The 18,598-nt window shown below is 68.2% G+C and carries 20 protein-coding genes; 10 read left to right on the top strand and 10 right to left on the bottom strand.

What is annotated here, in order from left to right:
- Nucleotides 1–48: 48 nt before the first annotated feature.
- Nucleotides 49–813, top strand: a complete 765-nt coding sequence (locus tag ABD655_RS08645) for an SGNH/GDSL hydrolase family protein (RefSeq protein ID WP_344713226.1) — start codon at nt 49–51, stop codon at nt 811–813.
- Here ABD655_RS08645 and ABD655_RS08640 read toward each other — a convergent pair.
- Nucleotides 802–1,362, bottom strand: a complete 561-nt coding sequence (locus ABD655_RS08640; RefSeq protein WP_344713224.1) for a dihydrofolate reductase family protein — start codon at nt 1,360–1,362, stop codon at nt 802–804. The two genes, ABD655_RS08645 and ABD655_RS08640, sit on opposite strands and share 12 nt — an antisense overlap.
- Before the next feature lie 88 nt (nt 1,363–1,450).
- Here ABD655_RS08640 and ABD655_RS08635 point away from each other — a divergent pair, with 88 nt between their 5' ends.
- The 5 genes from ABD655_RS08635 (at nt 1,451) to ABD655_RS08615 (ending at nt 4,569) form a co-directional block, all read left to right on the top strand.
- Entirely contained in the window at nt 1,451–1,843 is a 393-nt protein-coding gene (locus ABD655_RS08635) for an ArsR/SmtB family transcription factor (RefSeq protein ID WP_378721449.1), read from the top strand.
- Nucleotides 1,836–2,279 carry an SRPBCC family protein gene (locus ABD655_RS08630; RefSeq protein WP_344713222.1) on the top strand — a complete coding sequence of 148 codons (444 nt, stop codon included), beginning with the start codon at nt 1,836–1,838 and terminating at the stop codon, nt 2,277–2,279. Before ABD655_RS08635 ends, ABD655_RS08630 begins: the two co-directional genes overlap by 8 nt.
- A gap of 98 nt (nt 2,280–2,377) precedes the next feature.
- Nucleotides 2,378–2,635, top strand: coding sequence for a DUF6458 family protein (locus tag ABD655_RS08625; RefSeq protein ID WP_344713220.1), 258 nt, complete (start codon nt 2,378–2,380; stop codon nt 2,633–2,635).
- A 94-nt stretch (nt 2,636–2,729) separates the two neighbouring features.
- Nucleotides 2,730–3,788 carry an alpha/beta hydrolase gene (locus tag ABD655_RS08620; RefSeq protein ID WP_344713218.1) on the top strand — a complete coding sequence of 353 codons (1,059 nt, stop codon included), beginning with the start codon at nt 2,730–2,732 and terminating at the stop codon, nt 3,786–3,788.
- A gap of 220 nt (nt 3,789–4,008) precedes the next feature.
- On the top strand, nt 4,009–4,569 hold the full coding sequence (locus ABD655_RS08615; protein ID WP_344713216.1) for an HdeD family acid-resistance protein: 561 nt from the start codon (nt 4,009–4,011) through the stop codon (nt 4,567–4,569).
- Between the two features lie 71 nt (nt 4,570–4,640).
- On the opposite strand, the gene ABD655_RS08610 is transcribed toward ABD655_RS08615, so the two are convergent.
- Both ABD655_RS08610 and ABD655_RS08605 read right to left on the bottom strand, forming a co-directional pair.
- Nucleotides 4,641–6,614, bottom strand: a complete 1,974-nt coding sequence (locus ABD655_RS08610) for a S9 family peptidase (protein WP_344713214.1) — start codon at nt 6,612–6,614, stop codon at nt 4,641–4,643.
- 2 nt (nt 6,615–6,616) lie between these two features.
- Entirely contained in the window at nt 6,617–7,390 is a 774-nt protein-coding gene (locus ABD655_RS08605; protein ID WP_344713212.1) for an SDR family oxidoreductase, read from the bottom strand.
- Between the two features lie 163 nt (nt 7,391–7,553).
- Here ABD655_RS08605 and ABD655_RS08600 point away from each other — a divergent pair, with 163 nt between their 5' ends.
- The 4 genes from ABD655_RS08600 (at nt 7,554) to ABD655_RS08585 (ending at nt 10,268) form a co-directional block, all read left to right on the top strand.
- Complete coding sequence (locus ABD655_RS08600) at nt 7,554–8,027, top strand: NfeD family protein (RefSeq protein WP_344713211.1); 474 nt, start codon at nt 7,554–7,556, stop codon at nt 8,025–8,027.
- The gene (locus tag ABD655_RS08595; protein WP_344713209.1) at nt 8,024–8,977 is read left to right on the top strand and encodes an SPFH domain-containing protein; all 954 of its coding nucleotides are present in this window, start codon (nt 8,024–8,026) and stop codon (nt 8,975–8,977) included. The genes ABD655_RS08600 and ABD655_RS08595 overlap by 4 nt, the downstream gene beginning before the upstream one ends.
- Complete coding sequence (locus tag ABD655_RS08590) at nt 8,974–9,777, top strand: glycerophosphodiester phosphodiesterase family protein (RefSeq protein ID WP_344713206.1); 804 nt, start codon at nt 8,974–8,976, stop codon at nt 9,775–9,777. Before ABD655_RS08595 ends, ABD655_RS08590 begins: the two co-directional genes overlap by 4 nt.
- Before the next feature lie 107 nt (nt 9,778–9,884).
- Nucleotides 9,885–10,268, top strand: coding sequence for an RNA polymerase-binding protein RbpA (locus ABD655_RS08585; protein WP_344713204.1), 384 nt, complete (start codon nt 9,885–9,887; stop codon nt 10,266–10,268).
- A 3-nt stretch (nt 10,269–10,271) separates the two neighbouring features.
- On the opposite strand, the gene lnt is transcribed toward ABD655_RS08585, so the two are convergent.
- From lnt to ABD655_RS08550, 7 genes are all read right to left on the bottom strand, one after another.
- The gene (lnt, locus tag ABD655_RS08580) at nt 10,272–11,861 is read right to left on the bottom strand and encodes an apolipoprotein N-acyltransferase (protein WP_344713202.1); all 1,590 of its coding nucleotides are present in this window, start codon (nt 11,859–11,861) and stop codon (nt 10,272–10,274) included.
- Nucleotides 11,862–11,868: 7 nt separating this feature from the next.
- Nucleotides 11,869–14,487 (bottom strand): DEAD/DEAH box helicase, encoded by a 2,619-nt coding sequence (locus tag ABD655_RS08575; protein WP_344713200.1) that lies wholly within the window; start codon nt 14,485–14,487, stop codon nt 11,869–11,871.
- On the bottom strand, nt 14,484–15,245 hold the full coding sequence (tatC, locus tag ABD655_RS08570) for a twin-arginine translocase subunit TatC (protein WP_344715758.1): 762 nt from the start codon (nt 15,243–15,245) through the stop codon (nt 14,484–14,486). Before tatC ends, ABD655_RS08575 begins: the two co-directional genes overlap by 4 nt.
- 67 nt (nt 15,246–15,312) lie before the next feature.
- Nucleotides 15,313–15,567 carry a twin-arginine translocase TatA/TatE family subunit gene (gene tatA / locus ABD655_RS08565; RefSeq protein WP_344713199.1) on the bottom strand — a complete coding sequence of 85 codons (255 nt, stop codon included), beginning with the start codon at nt 15,565–15,567 and terminating at the stop codon, nt 15,313–15,315.
- A gap of 80 nt (nt 15,568–15,647) precedes the next feature.
- On the bottom strand, nt 15,648–16,610 hold the full coding sequence (locus ABD655_RS08560; protein WP_344713198.1) for a helix-turn-helix transcriptional regulator: 963 nt from the start codon (nt 16,608–16,610) through the stop codon (nt 15,648–15,650).
- Nucleotides 16,607–17,602: a helix-turn-helix transcriptional regulator gene (locus tag ABD655_RS08555; protein ID WP_344713197.1), complete on the bottom strand. Its 996-nt coding sequence runs from the start codon at nt 17,600–17,602 to the stop codon at nt 16,607–16,609. The genes ABD655_RS08560 and ABD655_RS08555 overlap by 4 nt, the downstream gene beginning before the upstream one ends.
- A 33-nt stretch (nt 17,603–17,635) precedes the next feature.
- On the bottom strand, nt 17,636–18,598 hold the full coding sequence (locus ABD655_RS08550) for an FKBP-type peptidyl-prolyl cis-trans isomerase (protein WP_344713195.1): 963 nt from the start codon (nt 18,596–18,598) through the stop codon (nt 17,636–17,638).

The raw sequence follows: 18,598 nt of genomic DNA, 5'->3' as shown, positions 1-18,598 counted from the left end.
GGCCCCGCTCCCCACCCGGCGCGCGGATGCCGCGCATAGGCTGGGGGAGTGACAGCCGTCCGCTACGTGGCCATTGGCGATTCCTTCACCGAGGGAGTCGGCGACGAACTCCCGGACGGCCACGTACGGGGCTGGGCGGACCTGGTCGCCGCGGGCTGGGCGGACGCGACAGCACGCCCCATCGAGTACGCCAACCTCGCGATCCGCGGCAAGCTGGCGTGGCCGATCGTCCAGGAGCAGCTCGAGCCGGCGCTCGCGCTGCGGCCGACCCACCTGTCCTTCAACGGCGGCGGAAATGACATGATCCGGCCACGGACCTCCATCACGCACGTCGTCGACGCCTTCAGCCGCGTGATCGAGCGCTGCGACGAGGAGGGCGTTCGACTGATCCTGCTCTCCGGCGCGAACCCGTCGGCGCAATTGCCGCTGAGCCGACTCATCCAGCGCCGCGGCGACCTGCTCTCGCACGCGGTGAGCGCCCGCATCGCGGACCGCGCGGACATCGTTCGGGCGTTCAACTGGCCCGACCGGGAACTCTCCTCACCGGCCTACTGGTCAGAAGACCGCCTTCATATGAACTCGCGCGGCCATCACCGTGTCGCCGCACGCGTGCTGACCGCGCTCGGCATGGAGCCGCCCGCGCAATGGTGGTCGCTGCCGCCGCTGCCCGCGGCCGCGCGCATGCGGGGGTCCTCTTATTACCGGGAACACCTCGGCCCATGGGTGCAGCGCAGACTCACCGGCACCTCGTCGGGCGACGGCCGCGTGGCCAAATACCCCGACTTCGCCGCCATCGAGCCGTCAGTCCGCTGACCGGACCGAGTACACCAGCTCGGCGAATTGCCCCGACTGTCGCACGGACTCGAGCCGCAACCGGTCCGACTCGATACGCCGGGGGAGCAGCGGTTTGCCCGCCATCAGTGTGACCGGCGCCACCGAGACCCGGATCTCGTCGAGATGCCCGGAGTCGGCGAACTGACCGACGAGATCGCCGCCGCCCACGAGCCAGATGTCGCGGTCCTTCGCGGCCTCGCGGACTTCGTTCCACAGCGCGGCGACGTCGCCGTTTCGGAAGCGGATATCGGCCCCGTCGACCTCCGGTAAGGCGCGAGAGGACAGCACGAAGCTGACGCTGTCTCCGTAGAACCACTTCTCGGGATGCTCGAGCAGATTCTCATGATCAAGGATCCACTCATACGTCGTCGAGCCCATCACCAGGGCACCGATCCCGGCGAGAAATCCGGAGAAGTCGGACTCCGCCTCATCGGCACCTGGCACGACGAAGAGCCACGACAGGGAGTTCTCGTCGTCGGCGAGGAACCCGTTGAGGGTGGTTGCGGTGTTGTAGACGACGCGCGGCATGAGGTTCAACCTAGCGAGCGCTGCCGACCCTTGACGCGCATTCAACCTGTTGGTATTGTACCAAACGGTTGAACATGAGGGGGGGGGAATGATGACGGAAGATCAGCTCAGTCGCACGTTCGCGGCCCTCGCTGACCCCACCCGGCGGGCGATCCTCTCGCGGCTCACCACCGGTGCGGCCACGGTGGGGGAGTTGGCGGCGCCGTTCGCGATGACGTTCGCCGCCGTGTCGAAGCATCTCAGGGTGCTCGAGCACGCCGGGCTGGTCAGCCGGGGGAGAGACGCCCAGTACCGACCGGCCACGCTCAACGCGCGCCCGCTGGCGGCGGCATCCCGTTGGATCGGCGATTATGCCCGATTCTGGACCGACAGTGTCGGCGCACTCGATGACTATCTCAACGCCCTGCAGCAGCTGGGTGACCAACCGCCGTCCGATGCATCCGGACACGAATCCTACGAGAAGGAGACCCCTCATGACTGACTACTTCACCGTCACTCGCACCCTGGACGCGCCGCGGGAGCTCGTCTTCGACGCGCTCACCAAGCCCGAGCACTTCGCGGTGTGGTTCGGGACCGCAGAAGTGCAAGTGCCTCAGGAGACGCTTTCCATGGACGTGCGGCCGGGCGGTCAGTTCCGGGCTGTCATGCACCTACCGGACGGCAATCTCATCCACTGGTCGGGAACCTACGTCGAGGTCGATCCGCCCACGCATGTGGCGATGACGCTCACCGATCAACCGGACGACGATTCCGGACTCCCCGTCATCTTCGACCTGGAGTCCGTCGCCGGCGGCACGCTCCTGACCATCCGCCAAGACCGTTCCGACTTCACCGATGAGCAGGTCGCCGCGACGATCGCCGGCTACAACGCGTTCCTCGACGACATGGCGAAGGTGATCGCAGGACTGCGCTCCTGACCCATGGGGGAGCGGCGTGTCAACCCCTTGTCGCCCCGGAAACGAGCGACCAGGGTGATATTGCTGAGACGCGCCGCGTCCATCGGAAAGGAAGTGCCATGAGCATCGGAGCAGGAGTCGTCCTCTTCGTCATCGGAGCGATCCTCGCGTTCGCGGTCAACATCGAGCTGGAGTGGATCAACCTCGACCTGATCGGGTACATCCTCATGGGTGCAGGGGTGCTGGTCTTCCTCGTCGGCATCATCCTGCTCATGCGCAAGCGCTCGAGCGAGACCGTCACGCGCACCGCGGTCGACCCGGCCGCCAACGAGCGCGTCACCCGTCAGTCGACCAGCTCGACCGACGATGTGATCTGATTCACCGGAGAGCCCGGATCGGCGGCGACTTCGCCCCGCTCCGGGCTCTTCGCTGTGGTCGGGCGACCCCTCGCAGTCCTGCCACACTGAGGTCATGACGAACGCTCTCGCCGAAGACCAGGTCGAATCCGGCGAGAAGCGACACCGACGGCGACGGCGACTCTGGCTCGTCCTCGGACCGATCGTGGGCGTCCTGCTGGTGGCGGGGATCGTCACGTCGGTCACCCCGTGGCCCTCGGCGATGCTGATCCGCTCCGTCTTCGAGAGCGGCGGCACGGCGACGGCACAGGAGATGGCCAAGTACGTCCCGGATGCGGAGCTGAACGCGACGCTCGATGTCCAGTACGGTGACGACGGCGAAGCGACGATGCTCGATGTGTTCACGCAGGCGGACGCGGGGGAGGTCCGGCCCACCGTGGTCTGGGTCCACGGCGGGGCGTGGATCGCCGGGTCGAAGGAGAACGTCGATCCGTATCTGCGTATCCTCGCGACGCACGGGTACACGACGATCGGGGTGAACTACAGCCTCGGTCCCGAGGCGACCTATCCGACGGCGATCACACAGCTCAATCAGGCACTCGCGTACATCCGCGAAAATGCGGACGAGCTGAACGTCGACGCGACGCAGATCGTGCTGGCGGGGGACTCGGCCGGTGCGCAGTTGGCCAGCCAGCTCGCGACCGCCATCACCAATCCTCGGTACGCGGCCCTGCTCGACGTCGAGCCGGCCCTGTCATCGGATCAACTCGTCGGCATCATCCTCAACTGCGGTGTCTACGATCTGAGGGCGATGGCCGAGCTGCAGGGTCTGCCGGCCTGGGGCCTCAAGATCGCACTGTGGGCGTACACCGGGAGCAAGGACTGGTCCGAGCTGTCGTCCGGGGCCACCATGTCGACCATCGAGTTCGTCAACGCGGACTTCCCGAAGACCTACATCAGTGGCGGCAACGGCGACGGCCTGACCTGGCTGCAGTCGATTCCGCTGGCTCAGCGCCTGGATGAGCTCGGAGTCCCGGTGACGGAACTGTTCTGGCCGGCGCCGCACGAACCGCAGCTGGCCCACGAGTACCAGTTCCATCTCGACCTGCCCGAAGCGCAGGAGGCGCTGACGAAGACCCTCGACTGGCTGGCCGAGACCACGACGGGGCAGTGAGCGCAGTTGCGACGCGGTCCGAATCTGTCTGAGTTGACATAATGTGCATTATCGGCAAATGCTCATGCGGGCCGTTCTCTGGGCGCGAACCGCGGGGCGGTCGCCGACCCGGACGACTCATGAGATGGACACGCCGCAGCGCGCCGGTCTGTGCGAGCGCGCCTGCCGGGTCTATGCTGTGGACCGCACCTCACAGGTAACTCCCAGAAAGGGACGACTCATGTCTACCGAATACGCAGCGGAGAAATCCGCCGTCAACGGCATTCGCACCGCCCTCGGAATCGGCGGCGTTCTCTCCGTCATCATCGGAATCCTCATCCTCGCCTGGCCGGACAAGACGGCGATGGTCGTCACGGCGATCATCGCGATCTACGCCATCGCGGCCGGCCTCGTGTACGCCGGGCTCGGGATCTTCTCCAAGACCAAGGGCGGCTGGTCGCGCGTCGGCCACATCGCTCTCGGCATCCTGTTCATCATCGCCGGCATCGTCGCGTTCCTGAACCTGGGGGCGGCAACCGCGTGGCTCGCACTGTTCCTCGGATTCCTCGTCGGCATCCTGTGGATCGTCGAGGGCGTCGTGGCGCTCTCCACGCTGAACCAGGCGGCCTCGAAGGGCTGGACGGTCTTCTTCGCGATCATCAGCATCATCGCCGGCATCGTGCTGTTCTTCTCCCCCATCTGGGGCGCGCTGGTGCTGTGGTGGCTGTTGGGCATCTCGCTCATCGTGCTCGGCATCATCCAGATCATCCGGGCCTTCACCTTCTCCAACAAAGACATCTAGTCCCACACCACGAGGAGCGCGCCCCCGGATCTTCCCGGGGGCGCGCTCCTTCGTGCTGGCCGTTGCCGCCTTCAGGAAGTCGGCAGCTTGCGCCGCCACCACTCCAGCACGGCCTCGAAGCGCTCGATGCGGTGCCGCGGCTGCCCGGCACGGGTGAGCTCGTGATTCTCGCCGGGGAACACCAGCAGTTCGGCGTCCGTCCCCTGCCGCTTCAGCGCCGAGTAGTACCTCGTCGCCTGTTCGAGCGGGCAGCGGAAATCCAGTTCGGAGTGGATGACGAGGGTGGGCGTCGCCACCTGGCCCACGACCGCCAGAGGGCTCTGGCGGGCGATGGCCTCGGGGTCGGTGCCGACGTATTCGTCTCCGAAGAACGAACCGATGTCACTGGTCCCCTGGAAGGAGGCGGGGTCGAGGAATCCGCGTTCGACGATCGCCGCGGCGAACCGATGGTCGTGGGCGATGACCCAGGCGGTGAGGTAGCCGCCGTACGAACCGCCCATGATGCCGACTCGTTCGCCGTCGAGGCGGGCGTCCTGCGCGACGGCTCCGTCGAGGAAGTCGACGACGTCGAAGAAGTCGACGGTGCCCATGGCGCCCCGGATGCTGCGGCCGTGCTCGCGCCCGTAGCCGGCGGAACCCCGTGGATTGCAGTAGACGACCGCGTATCCGGCATCCACCAGCACCTGCGTCTCATCGAAGAGGTGTATGCCGTACGCAGCATACGGTCCGCCGTGGATCTGCAGGAGGACCGGAAACGGTCCCTCCCCCGCGGGCTGCGCGACCCAGCCGTGGATCGGGTATCCGTCACGACCGGGAATCGTGAGTTCGCGCGGCGTCACGATCGGCACTCCACCGCCGAAGGAGGTCAGTGCACGCGTGCGTCCGTCCTCCACCAGGACCAGCTCTCCCAGTGATCCGGGATCGGCGACGGATGCCACGACCCGCTCCCCCGCGGCGGCCGAGCCGCCGACCTCGACGTCACCGCCGAGCACCTCGGTGAGCTCGCCGTCGCGGGTCACGCGCAGCAGACGGAGGCGACCTCGCGCGCGGTCCTGAACGAGGAATTCCTTCCCCACCGCGGTGATGGAGCTGCCCACCTCGCCGAGATCGATCGTCTCGGCATCCGTCACCCGTCGCGGGCCCTCGTGCTCGACCAGCCACAGTCCTGTTGCTGCTCCGACGAAATCGAGTCCCGAGTCTCCGACATCGGCCGCGAGCAGGGCGATCGTCCCGTCGGCGGCGACCGCGACCTCGGAGATCGAGAGCCCGGCCGACCGGCCGATCAGCTCCCGCTCCCCCGAGCCGTCGGTGCGCACGGCCACCAGGCGGGAGCGCAGATCGGGATGGTCGTCCTCGATCTCGTCCAGCACCGTCAGCACCTCGTCGCCACGGAAGACTGCGCCGGTTCGGGATGCCGCGCCCTCCGTGAGCCGGACGGCCTCGGCGACGACGACCCTCTTCTTCGGCGGTTCCGTACCGTCGGGCAGCACGGCGGGTGCCGGATCGTAGAGAGGCTCCGCATCGACGGCCGGCACCGGGACGACGAACAGCTGCGCGGGTCGGTCGGCGAGGTAGCCGAGACCATTGGAGTGCCACCGCACGCCCGTGACGCGCCGGGGCGCCTCGGCTGAGGACTCCAGCCCCTCCACGCTTCCGTATCGCCCCCGCTCCGGGATGCGCGCGGTGAAGGCGAGGGTGGCGCCGTCCTCGGACCAGTCGAAGGAGTCCACGCCGAGGGGGGCGTCGGTCGCCTGCACGGGTTCACCGCCCCGGGCATCCACCACGTGCACCTGCGGCTTGCTTGCGCCGTCACCACGGAGGAACGCGATCCGCGTCCCGTCCGGCGAGAGTCGCGGTGAGGTGTCCGCGGTGCCGCGCGTGATGCGGCTCGCGGCGCCCTCCGGCAGATCGACGCGCCACAGCTGACCGACGGCGCGGTTGGCGGTCAGGTCGGGCCGCGAGGTCGCGAAGACGGCGAACGAGCCGTCGGGGGCGATGTCGGGCCGACCGACCGAGATGAGCTTCTCGATGTCTGCGGGGCGCATGATCACTCCCCCGCGAACGAGCTCGTGTCGCCGACCAGGCGCGTGTGCGTCTGCGGGATCGGATCGACCGCGGCCAGAGCGACCTCGGCCGCGAACTCGCCCACGTTGTACAGCTTGCCGGCGGACTCGCGACGCGACGCGATCGCGCCCGGGTTGGCCCGCTCCAGCAGCGTCGCCGTGATGGTGCCCTCGATCATGTCGCCCGAGACGACGACGAATCCGATCCCGCGGTCGGTCAGCTCGGGGATGCGCTCACGCAGAGCGTCCTCTCCGGCGCGCTTGGACAGCGCGACCGGGACGTACTCGGGCATCGTGGGCGTCGTGCGGATGAAGTGCGCCTGATGGCTCGTGACGAACACGACACGGGACCCGTCTGCCAGGAGCGGCAGGGCGGCATCCAGCACTCTCACCTGCGCGTCGCGGTTGAGCTGAAGGGCGTACTCCTCCCCCATGCCGGACTCCATGCCGCCGGATGCGTTCAGGACGAGGATGTCCAGCGAGCCGAAGGCCCGCTCGACCTCGGAGAGCATCGCCTGGACCGACTCGGCGTCGGTCAGGTCAGCCCCGACCACGAGAACCTCGACGCCCGACTCGCGCAGCTGCGCAGCCAGCTTCTCGGCCCGGGGCGCCTTGTTGCGGAAGTTGATGACGACGTTCGCGCCGGCCTGCGCGAAGTACTGGACGGTGTCAGCGCCGATGCCTCGGGACGAGCCGGTGACAAGTGCTGTCTTTCCGCTCAGCGAGCCGGGGGCAAGAGGGATGAGGGGGTCGGTCACGGGAGACTCCAGGAGTGGTGCGAAGCGCTGATCGGGCGGATGCCGCGGCCTCCGCGCGCGGTGCGCGGGCGCCCCTCGACCCTACCAACGGGGCTCGGCGGGCGGCGTCTGACCGGCCCTCGGCGGGGCCCGCGTGATAGGTTCGAGCCACAGGAGGCACGCCGTGGAGTTCATCCAGACCATCGAACAATTCGCCTGGATCGGGTGGCTCGTCCTGATCCTGGTCTTCCTCGTGATCGAGATGCTGACCCTCGATTTCACGTTCCTGATGCTGAGCATCGGCGGCATCGCGGGCCTCGGCTCAGACCTGATCGGCGCGCCGGTGTGGCTCCAGGTCATCATCGCCGCGGTCGTCGCTGCGGTGCTCGTCCTGCTGCTGCGTCCCCCGCTGCTGCGCCGGCTGCGGCGTGGCGAGGATCCCACTCCGACCAACGTCGCCGCGCTCGTCGGCTTGAGCGGACGCGTGCTGTCGACGGTGACGCCGCACGGCGGCCAGGTGAAACTCGCCAACGGCGACACGTGGACCGCCCGCCCCGATCGCGGAGCCGAGCTGGAGCCGGGCACCGTCATCCGCGTCAGCCGCATCGACGGCGCCACCGCCTACGTCCGACCCCAGGAAGAGGAACCCACCGCATGACCCCCGAGAGTTTCATCCCGACGGCCATCGGCTGGCTGCTGGCCATCGCGGTTTTCATCTTCGTACTGGTCGTCATCGTCCGGTCCATCCGGATCATCCCGCAGGCCACGGCCGGCGTCGTCGAGCGCCTCGGGCGGTATCACAAGACGCTTCTGCCGGGTCTGAACATCCTGGTCCCGTTCATCGATCGGGTCCGCCCGCTCATCGACATGCGCGAGCAGGTGGTGTCGTTCCCGCCGCAGCCGGTGATCACCGAGGACAACCTGGTCGTCTCGATCGATACGGTCATCTACTTCCAGGTCACCGACCCGCGGGCGGCGACCTACGAGATCCGCAATTACCTCGGCGCCGTCGAGCAGCTGACGACCACCACTCTCCGCAACGTGGTCGGTGGCCTCAACCTGGAGGAGGCGCTGACCAGCCGCGACGAGATCAACGGTCAGCTGCGGATCGTCTTGGACGAGGCCACCGGAAAGTGGGGCATCCGCGTCGGACGAGTCGAGCTGAAGGCCATCGACCCGCCGGTGAGCATCCAGGACTCGATGGAGAAGCAGATGCGCGCCGAGCGTGACCGTCGCGCCCTCATCCTGACCGCAGAGGGTACGAAGCAGTCGGCGATCCTCACCGCGGAAGGCGCCCGACAGGCGGAGATCCTCCGCGCCGAGGGCGACAAGCAGGCGGCCGTTCTGCGCGCCCAGGGCGAGGCGGAAGCGATCCAGACCGTCTTCAGCGCGATCCACTTGGGAAACCCGGACGAGAAACTGCTCGCCTACCAGTACCTGCAGACGCTTCCGAAGATCGCAGACAGCGCATCCAGCAAGCTCTGGATCATCCCGAGCGAGTTCACCGAGGCTCTCAAAGGCATGAGCACCGCCTTCGCCGGGAGCGTCGTCGAAGCCGGCAAACGACCCGCTGCCACACAGGAACCCGCCGGGCCGCCGTCGACGTGACGCACGGTTGGTTCATGGGCACCGCACGACCGCGGGTGCTCGCCCACCGGGGTCTTCTGACTGCGGAGGACGTGGCTCACGGCGTGGTCGAGAATTCTTTTGCGGCCGTCGCGGCCGCGCACGCGGCAGGAGCTGAGTACATCGAGTCCGACTGTCATCTCACCGTCGACGGCACGGTCGTGCTGTTCCACGACGACGACCTGTCCCGCGTCGCGGACGACCCGCGCAAGGTCGCAGACGTGACCCTCGGCGAGCTCGAATCCCTCCTGGCCGACCGCGGTGGCCTGATCACCCTCGAGCAGGCGCTGGATTCGTTCCCCCGCACGCGTTTCAACCTCGACGTGAAGGCGAAGGATGCCGCCCCTGAAGTCGGTCGGATCGTGGCACCGCACGCGGACCGGGTGCTTCTGACGAGCTTCTCCGACCTGCGCCGCCGCACCGCGCTGGCCGCGGCCGAGTCCGCGGCGCCCGGCATGCGCCCTGCCACCTCGGCCGGGAGCGCGACGATCGGGCGTGTTCTCGGTGCACTGGCGTCGCACTCGTCGCGGCTCGTGGCCCGAGCGCTGGCGAGTGTGGATGCGCTGCAGGTGCCCGAGCGGTACCGATCGTTGCGCATCGTGACGCCGCGGCTGATCGCCGCGGCGCACCGCCAGAACGTCGAGGTCCACGTCTGGACTGTCAACGACCCGCGCGACATGCGCAGACTCGTTTCGATGGGCGTGGACGGCCTCGTCACCGACCGCGCAGACATCGCCCTGGAGGTCCTCCAGGGCGGAAATCCCCCACCACCCACCCCCTGAGCAACCTGCCCTGAGCATCGTCTGTGAATGACGCTGGGAGGGGCTCGGTTCGGATGATCCGCTCAGGTCACAGCGCTATACCTATACAGCGACGAGAGGACCACACAATGGCAGACCGCAGCTTACGCGGCATACGACTCGGCGCCCAGAGCTTACAGAGCGAAGAGGGCGTCGTGTTCCATGAACGCGCACAACACATCTATCAGTGCACGGCCTGTGCACGCGACACCACACTGACCTTCGCGGTCGACGCAGAGGTCCCCGAGGCCTGGGAATGCCGCATCTGCGGCGCCGAGGCCCTGCTCCGCATCGGCGACGGCACCGCGACCGTCGACCACAGCGAGGACAAGGTCCCGCGCACCCACTGGGACATGCTGCTGGAGCGTCGCAGCATCCCCGAGCTGGAGGAGCTGCTTGAGGAACGTCTCGCCTTCGTCCGCGCCCGCCGCGGCGCCGGCGAGGACGTCACCGCCGGCAAGCTCAGCGCCTGATCGTCAACGCGGAACGCCGGTCCCTTCGGGGGCCGGCGTTTTCGTGTCCCCACCCGGTCCGTTGCGATCGCGCGTGACCCGCCCCGCGAGCACACCGGCGCCGATCAGGGCGAGAAGACTTCCCCACCCGAGGATGCTCTTGACCCACTCCCCCACGATCACGGCGGGGGTGAGGCCCGTCCGCAGCGGGACGTCGCTGAGCATGTGTCCGGCCTCGTCGGCCGCGAGTCCGTCGATCGTCGACCCGTCCGGCGCGATGACCTGACTCGTGCCCACCGTCGAGAGGTTCACCACAGACCGGCCGGTCTCGATCGCGCGCATGCGGGCGAAGGCCAGCTGCTGAAGGTTCTCGTCCGTGCCTCGGAAGTCTGCGTTGTTGGTCTGGAACATGTAGATCTGCGCGCCGGCGTGGGCGCCGTCCCAGATGACGTCGTCGTAGATCACGTCGAAGCAGATCGCAAGGCCCACGCCCACTCCGTCGATGTCGAAGAACGGCGCACTCGTGCCGGGCGTGTACTCGCGCTGGATCAGCCCGATCAGATCGGGCGCGAACGGTTCGAAGAAGGCGCGGTCCGGCACATACTCGCCGAACGGGACCGGATGCCGCTTGTCGTACGTCTGCACGGCGCCCTCGTGCGCCCGCCACAGCAGCGCGGAGTTGAAGTATTCGTCGTCGCGAGCGGTCACCGCGCTGACCAGGAGCGGCGCACCGATGCGCTCTGCCAGCGAGTCCAGGACCGCTGCCGTCTCGGCGTTGCTCGTCGGATCGGAGTCGACCCCTCCCTCCGGCCAGAGCAGGACGTCCATGTCCTCGTCCAGGAGCGGCGCGGTGGCCGCCAACTGTGCGCGCAGCACCGCGTTCGGCGTACGCGCATCGAAGTATCCCGCGGGGCCGTTGCCCTGCACGGCGCCGACACGCAGCGTGCCGGCGGGAGTGGTCGGGAACTGTGGAACGAGCACGAGCAGCACCGCGACGATGGCCGTGGGCAGCACGGTGAGCGGACGGCGGAATCGCGCGACACGCACGTACTCGATCGACGCGGCGCAGAGCAGCACCATCAGGAACGTCAAGCCGGAGACACCGACCCAGGACGCCAGGTGCGCCAGTGGGCTGCCAGCCTGGGTGATGCCGATGCGACCCCACGGGAAGCCGCCATATGGCCACGAGCCCACAATCTGCTCACGCAGCGTCCACAGCCCCGCCACCACCAGCGGAAGCACGAGCAGCCGACCGGTGAGGCCGGGCAGAACCCGCGGGATCCAGCGATAGGCCAGTGCGATCGGGATGGCCCCCACGGCGGTGAGCGCCGTTTCCAGCATGGACAGCGCGATCCAGGGCACCGGGCCCAGATAGCGGGCGGTGAAGAAGAGGTTGACCAGGAAGAAGGCGGCACCGAAGACGAAGCCCACGAGCGCGGCCGCCCCGATGCTGCGTCCCACCAGACTGATCAGGGCGAGCACGACGGCCGGGAAGGCCATCGGCCACCACCCGAGGGCGGGGAAGGCGAGGGTGAGGAGGAGTCCGCCCGCGAGGGACGCGAGAACCGCGGCCCACAGGGGCAGGATCGGTCGCGGAGCGGCTGCGCGGGACATCGGCGGCTCAGACCGCGCTATAGGCGACGATGCCTCGCCGCACGGCGTCGAGGGCTCTGCGCGCGGTCGTGGCGATCGGCGCGTCGGCGACGAGGGAGAGCTGATCGAGCAGGTCGATGGTCTGCTTCGCCCACCGGACGAAGTCGCCCGCGGCCATGTCCGCTTCGATCAGGACGCGCTCCAGCGGCATCCCCCGAGCCCAGGAGTACATCGCCTCGGCGAGCCCGGTCGCAACGGCCTCGGTGCCGGGAAGGTGATGGTCCTGCTCCAGATCCTCCAGGCGCTGCCAGAGGTTCTGCGTGGCCGACAGTGCAGCGCGGAAGCCGCCTCTCGGCAGACCCCGCTCCCCTGTCCCGGTCTCATCGCGGCGCGGCTCGTAGACGAGACAGCAGGCGAGCGTGGCGAGGGACGCGGCATCCAGATCCCGCCAGATGCCGCTGCGCAGTGATTCTGCGATCAGCAGGTCGCGTTCGCCGTAGATCCGACGCATCGTGCGCCCCGCAGCGGTCAGCACGGTGGACCCGTCCGCGGTGACCTCGACGTAGTCGAGCTCGCTGAGCACGTCCACGACGCGGTCGAAGATGCGCGCGACCGTGCCGGTGCGGGTCTCGATCTGCTGCCGCATCTTGTCGACCGTGCGCCGGAGCTTCCAATAGCGTTCCGCCCAGCGCGCGTGATGCTCGCGATCGGGGCACTGATGGCACGGATGCCGCTGCATGCGCCGGCGAAGCTCGCCGACCTCACGCTGCCGGGCGTCGCGTGCCGCGCGCGAGGCGTTCGCATCCTTGCGGTTGAGTCGCTCCAGATCACTGAGCTCGCGGCGGATGCCCGAGTACTCGGTGAAATCACCACGATCGCAGGTCATGGCCTTCTGGTAGCCGGCGAGTGTCTCCTCCGACTCCCGCACCTTGCGGGCAAGGCCCACCACGGCACGATCGGCCTGGAATTGAGCGAACGACGATTCGAGGATCTCGCGCGCCCGGGCCCTTCCGAACTGGTCGATGAGATTGACCGCCATGTTGTAGGTCGGGCGGAAGCTGGAGTTCAGCGGGTACGTGCGTCGCGACGCCAGCGCAGCCACCTGCTGGGGATCCAGACCCTCGGTCCATTGGATGACCGCGTGTCCCTCGACGTCGATGCCGCGGCGCCCGGCGCGACCGGTCAGCTGCGTGTATTCTCCCGACGTGATCGCGACGCGGGCCTCACCGTTGAACTTCTCGAGCTTCTCGAGGACGACCGTCCGGGCCGGCATGTTGATCCCGAGGGCAAGCGTCTCGGTGGCGAACACCACCTTGACGAGCTTGCGACGGAAGAGGTCCTCGACGACCTCTTTGAACGCCGGCAGCAGTCCGGCGTGGTGTGACGCGATACCGCGCTCGAGGTTGTCCAGCCACTCCCAATAGCCCAGCACGGCCAGGTCCTCATCCAGCAGGGTGCGTGTGCGCTCCTCGACGATGGCGCGGATCTCAGTGCGCTCCTCGGGGCTCGTAAGTCGGACACCGGAGCGCCGCACCTGCTGCACCGCCGCATCGCACCCGACGCGGCTGAAGATGAAGAAGATCGCCGGCAGCAGGTTCGAGCGCTGCAGCAGCTTGACGACGTCGGGGCGATCCAGCCGCTCGATGCGCTGAACGTTCGCCGAGCGCACGGGGCGCTGTCCGCCCTTGTGCGGGCGCCTGCCCGCGCTCTGGTGGCGCCCGCCGCCCTCGTAGCGCCCGCCGTCGCGCGCGGAGGCGCTGCGCATCCCCTGCGCCCGTCCCCACTGGGGCTCCGCCCCAGACCCCCGGCTTGCTGACGCGCGCCCCCACTGGGGCTCCTCCCCAGACCCCCGGCTTGCAGACGCGCGCCGATTGTTCTCGAAGTTCGGCCCCTTGAAGGACCGGATGCGCATGAGCTCCTGGTTCACCTGCGCCGTGGCGATCCCGGCGCGGTCGTCGAAGAGCGGGAGCAGATCGCCGCGCACCAGCACGTGCTGCTCGAGCGGCACGGGGCGGATCTCCGAGACGATCACCTCGGTGTCGCCGCGCACGGTGTCCAGCCAGTCGCCGAACTCCTCCGCGTTCGAGACCGTCGCGCTGAGGGAGATCAGCCGCACCGCCGGCGGCAGGTGGATGATGATCTCCTCCCAGACGGCCCCGCGGAAGCGGTCGGCGAGGTAGTGGACCTCGTCCATCACGACATACTTCAGACCGCGCAGCGCTCCGGAGTCGGCGTAGAGCATGTTGCGCAGCACTTCGGTCGTCATGACGACGATGCGGGCATTGCCGTTGATGTTGGTGTCGCCGGTGAGCAGGCCGACCTCGTCGACGCCGTACACCTCTTGCAGTTCGCGGAACTTCTGGTTCGAGAGCGCCTTGATCGGCGTCGTGTAGAACGCCTTGTCGCCGTGGCCGTCGACCGGCACCTCGCGCATCGCGAGGTGGATCGCGAATTCGCCGACGATCGTCTTGCCGGCACCCGTGGGCGCGGCCACAAGGACGCTGCGGCCGTCCTCCAGCGCCTGGCATCCGGCGATCTGGAAGGGGTCGAGCTCGAACCGCTGGGATGCCGCGAACTGCGCCGTGATCGGGTGATCCCGCTCCCTCGCCGCGCGTGCGTATCTTTCGGACGGGCTCGGTTCGGTCACGCGAGAGCCTCGGGCGGCAGCAGGGTCGCTTCGCGCTTCGTGCGTCGCCGGTCGAAGAGCATCGAGACCGCGGCAGCGGCGAAGAACAGCACGACCAGCATCCCGGCGAGCAGGAGCATGCTCACCACGTCCGCGGCGGGGGTGGCCACGGCGGCGAACACGACGGCCACCAGTACCGCCACGCGCCAGCCCTTGAGGATCGCGCGACCGCTCATGACCCCGGCGAGGTTGAGCGCGACCAGGAAGACCGGCAGGACGAACGAGACACCCACGACGATGAGCAGCTTGAAAACGAAGTCGTAATAGTACGAGGCATCGAAGAACGACGCGCCGCCATCGGGAACGAACGAGGCCATCAGCTCGACGATGTGCGGCATCACCATGAGACCGACGTAACACCCGGCGAAGAACAGGGGCACCGCGGCCGCGACGAAGCCGACCGTGTAGCGGATCTCCTTGCGGGTCAGTCCGGGCATGATGAACGCCCAGATCTGCCAGAGCCATACGGGTGCCGAGATGAGGAGTCCGATCGCGAACGACATCCGCAGGCGCAGGTCGAACGCGGACGTCACCGTGCTGAACATCAGCTCGACCTTGGCCGCATCACCCTCGGTCTCGGCGATCTCGCGAATGGGAACGGTGATCAGGTAGATGACGGCATCCGTGATGAAGAACGCCACGACCATGCCGACGATCAGGGCGAGCGCGGCGAGGAGGATGCGTTTGCGGAGCTCGACCAGATGCTGCCCCAGCGACATGCGCTTCTCACGCCGGGGTTCGCCGGGATCGGCGATGCGCGATGGTCCTGCGGTGGCCACGCGCAGGTCAGGGCTTGTTATCAGCAGCCCTGCTCGCGTCGGTGGTGGTCTGAGCGACCGACCCTTCGCTTGCGGGGCTGGCGAGCGACTCCGTCTTGCCCTCGGCCGGGTCGTCGTCCTTCATGGCCTTCATCTCGCCCTTGAAGACGCGAGCCGACTGGCCCATGCTCTTGGCCAGTGCGGGAAGCTTCGCGGCGCCGAACAGCAGGAGGATGACCGCGAGGATAATCAGGAAATGCCATCCTGTGAGACCTTGCAACATGTCGAGTCCTTCCGGTTCGTCGCCTTATTCTAGCCCGCGGTGAGCGACCGAGCCGCGCGCACGGGATAGTCCAAGGCACCTCAACGGTACTGCACGAGCCCCGCTTCGGCCCATGCCGCGGCCGCGCGGCGCGCGGACTCCGGCTCCAGGATCTCGACCAAGCCCGCACGACGTGCGGCGAGCCGCCGCAGACTGTGTTCATCGGCGATGTGCATCGTCGCCGTTGAGACACCGCCGACGGTCTCGACGGTGGCACGATCGAGGTACTCGCCGAGCAGTGGCGCCACCGATTCGCGGAACCGGATGCGCGCGACGATGTCGCCGGTACCGGTCTCGAACCACCCGGGCACGGGGTCTGCGCCGTGCACGATCGGGATGTCGGTCAGCTCGAGATCGCTGACGCGGTCCAGATGGAACGTGCGCATGGCCTGCCGCAGGTGGCACCACCCCTGCAGATACCACTCCCCCGTGGCGATGAGGACCTTCACCGGGTCGACCGTGCGGGGAGTCGGCGCGGCATCCGGCGCCTTGTAGGTGAAGGAGACGGCCACCCCGCGCTGCAGCGCCTCGGCGACCGAATCACGCACGGCGTCCACGGGGGCGGGGGCGAGGATCACGTCGGCTGGGGTGCTGGACGCCCCGCGAGCCAGCTTGGTGAGCAGGCCGGTGAACAGGTCGGTGTCACCCACCCCGGGAATCGCCCGGGCCAGCTGCAGACCGGTCAGCAGCGCCGCCGCCTCGCGGGCCGTGAGCTTGGGCGCCCGTTCGAGTCCCACCGAGTTCGTGATGACGATGATGTCCTGCTCGTCCAGGAGGTCCCAGTCGATGTCGAACAGGTCGTTGGCCATCTGCCAGTAGCCGCCGTCGCCGGGAAGGCCGATCACGGTGAGGGTCTCGACCATCGCCCGCATCTGCGCGGCCGTCACGTCGAACTCATCCGCCGCCTCGGCGATCGAGACCTCACCCTTGCCGATCAGGTACGGCACCAACTGCAGCATGAGCGCGGCCCGATCGGTGGCGATCAGCGGTCTGCGGGCGGTCATGCGGCTCCTCCGTGGATCGCTCGCGTCGCCTCGAGCCGCTGGATGACTTGATCGCGCAACTCCGCCGGCTCGACGACCCTCACCTCGGGCCCATACGAGGCCAGCTCGTCGGCGAAGATGTGAATGTCGACGTAGGGCACGCGAATGCCCTGATCCGCCGGAAGTGCCCTGCGGCTGAGCCGGAGCGCGGCCTCCGTGCCGGGATTCACCTCGAGGAGCGCGCGACTGCGCGCGGCCACCTCGTTCAATCCGGCAAGCGCTCGCTCCCCCGCCCGTTCCCGCAGCGCCGGGTCGAACGCGTCACGCGTGATCGCGACATCCTCGACGATGCGCGACAGCAGAAACGTCCGATCGGCATTGACGCCCAGGTCGACGCCGAACACGTGCCAGCGTCCCTCGTAGTCCACGAGCGCGAGCGGCTGCACGCGCCGGGTGCGGGGCGTGGACTCCCCGGGCTTCAGGTAGCCGAACGTCACCGCCCGGGACTGTTCGATCGCCTGCTGCAGGACCGCGAACGACGGTTCGCGGAGGCTGATCCGGGGCGAGAATCCGATGATCGGCTCGTCGACCGCCATCCCGAGGGCGCGGATCTTCCGGAGGCCGCTGCGGGCGTCCGCCGACATCGAGCTTTCGCTCCATACGCCGCCGGCGAGATTGAGAAGGGCGAGTTCCGCCGGGGTGAACACGATGTCCTCGGGCAGTTCGTATTCGGCCGTGGGGATGCGGTAGCGCGCTTCGCGCAGGTCATCGGGATCGGCCCAGTCCCCGATCGTCTCGATGGGCACTCCGAGCCGGCGCAGGGCCTCCTTGTCACGCTCGAACATCTTCTCGAGCGCGTCCTTCGACGCCCCCGAGTCGGTCTGCTCGCGATAGCCGGAGACCGAGGTGAGGATCGTGTCCTTCGTCAACCCCTGCTCGGTCGCGACCAGCGCGACGACCAGGTTGACGAGGCGCTCCTCGGGGGGATTCTTCGTAGAAGCGTTCGCTGGCACGACCCTTATCCTAAGCGTCGTGCCCGTCTGGCGTCAGCGCGGCGCGGGCTGGTCGAGCCCCAGGATGTCCGCGACGAAGACCAGAGTGGAATTCGCCGGGATCGCTCCCTGCTCACGATCGCCGTAACCCTGTTCGGGTGGGACGACCACGAGTACCTGCGATCCGACGGTCTGGCCGCGTAGCGCGTCGGCGAAGCCCGGGATCATCGAATCCAGCGTGACGGACTGCGCAACGTCATCCCACGTGGATTCGAAGACGGTGCGGTCATCCCACGTCAGACCGGTGTAGTGCACGCGGACCGGCTCATCGCCGGTGACGACGGGCCCGGTGCCCTTCTTGAGCGTCTGGATCACCAGATCGGTCGGCGGCTCCGCGTCCGGCACGATGATGCCCGGCCGGCCGTCCGGAGCCCGCACCACGGTGGGCAGCCCCGTGCTGATGTTGAACTGGTTCGCCCCGTCCGCCTTCGCCAGGTACACCTTGCGGAGGTCGAGTACTGCCACGGCGGTGTCCTCCGGATCAAGCTCGAGGCCCGCGGCCGTCCCCTCCGAAATGCTGCCCGGCGGCAGGGCGACGACGATGCGGGAGCCCTCGGTCGCGCACATCAAGGCGTCCTCGAAGCCGGGAACGACCTCGGTCCACTGCGCGACCGTCGACACGCGCGACAGATCGCCGTCGTATGCGGTCTCGACGAGTCGCTCGCCGGTCGTTCCGCTCGTGATGCTGACGTCGAGCATGATCAGCTGCGTGTCCGAGGTGATCTGGCTGCCTTCGCCGATGACCTCGTCCTGCACCGTCACCGCGGACGCGTGGAAGGGAAGGTAGAGCTCGACCTCCGGTGCGTCGTCGGTCGAACCCGACACCGTGATGAGGTCGGTCACCGCGGAGTCAGAGGCCGTCGGCCGGGGACACGCCTGCGTGCCCGGCAGCGAACAGCCGACCAGTCCGACGGAGAGGAGTCCGAGGACCGCGAGGGAAGCGGAGATCTTGCGCAC

Source organism: Microbacterium terregens (assembly GCF_039534975.1).
Classification (GTDB): Bacteria; Actinomycetota; Actinomycetes; order Actinomycetales; family Microbacteriaceae; genus Microbacterium; species Microbacterium terregens.
Note: the sequence above shows the minus strand (reverse complement) of the source record. Positions and strands in the feature narration are given on the sequence as shown.

Coding starts and splice junctions, on each gene's coding strand:
- ABD655_RS08615 (WP_344713216.1), top strand. CDS start 4,009: ATGTCTACCGAATACGCAGCGGAGAAATCCGCCGTCAACGGCATTCGC.
- tatA (WP_344713199.1), bottom strand. CDS start 15,567: ATGTTGCAAGGTCTCACAGGATGGCATTTCCTGATTATCCTCGCGGTC.
- tatC (WP_344715758.1), bottom strand. CDS start 15,245: ATGTCGCTGGGGCAGCATCTGGTCGAGCTCCGCAAACGCATCCTCCTC.
- ABD655_RS08640 (WP_344713224.1), bottom strand. CDS start 1,362: ATGCCGCGCGTCGTCTACAACACCGCAACCACCCTCAACGGGTTCCTC.
- ABD655_RS08635 (WP_378721449.1), top strand. CDS start 1,451: ATGATGACGGAAGATCAGCTCAGTCGCACGTTCGCGGCCCTCGCTGAC.
- lnt (WP_344713202.1), bottom strand. CDS start 11,861: ATGTCCCGCGCAGCCGCTCCGCGACCGATCCTGCCCCTGTGGGCCGCG.
- ABD655_RS08595 (WP_344713209.1), top strand. CDS start 8,024: ATGACCCCCGAGAGTTTCATCCCGACGGCCATCGGCTGGCTGCTGGCC.
- ABD655_RS08560 (WP_344713198.1), bottom strand. CDS start 16,610: ATGACCGCCCGCAGACCGCTGATCGCCACCGATCGGGCCGCGCTCATG.
- ABD655_RS08610 (WP_344713214.1), bottom strand. CDS start 6,614: ATGCGCCCCGCAGACATCGAGAAGCTCATCTCGGTCGGTCGGCCCGAC.
- ABD655_RS08620 (WP_344713218.1), top strand. CDS start 2,730: ATGACGAACGCTCTCGCCGAAGACCAGGTCGAATCCGGCGAGAAGCGA.
- ABD655_RS08630 (WP_344713222.1), top strand. CDS start 1,836: ATGACTGACTACTTCACCGTCACTCGCACCCTGGACGCGCCGCGGGAG.
- ABD655_RS08585 (WP_344713204.1), top strand. CDS start 9,885: ATGGCAGACCGCAGCTTACGCGGCATACGACTCGGCGCCCAGAGCTTA.
- ABD655_RS08625 (WP_344713220.1), top strand. CDS start 2,378: ATGAGCATCGGAGCAGGAGTCGTCCTCTTCGTCATCGGAGCGATCCTC.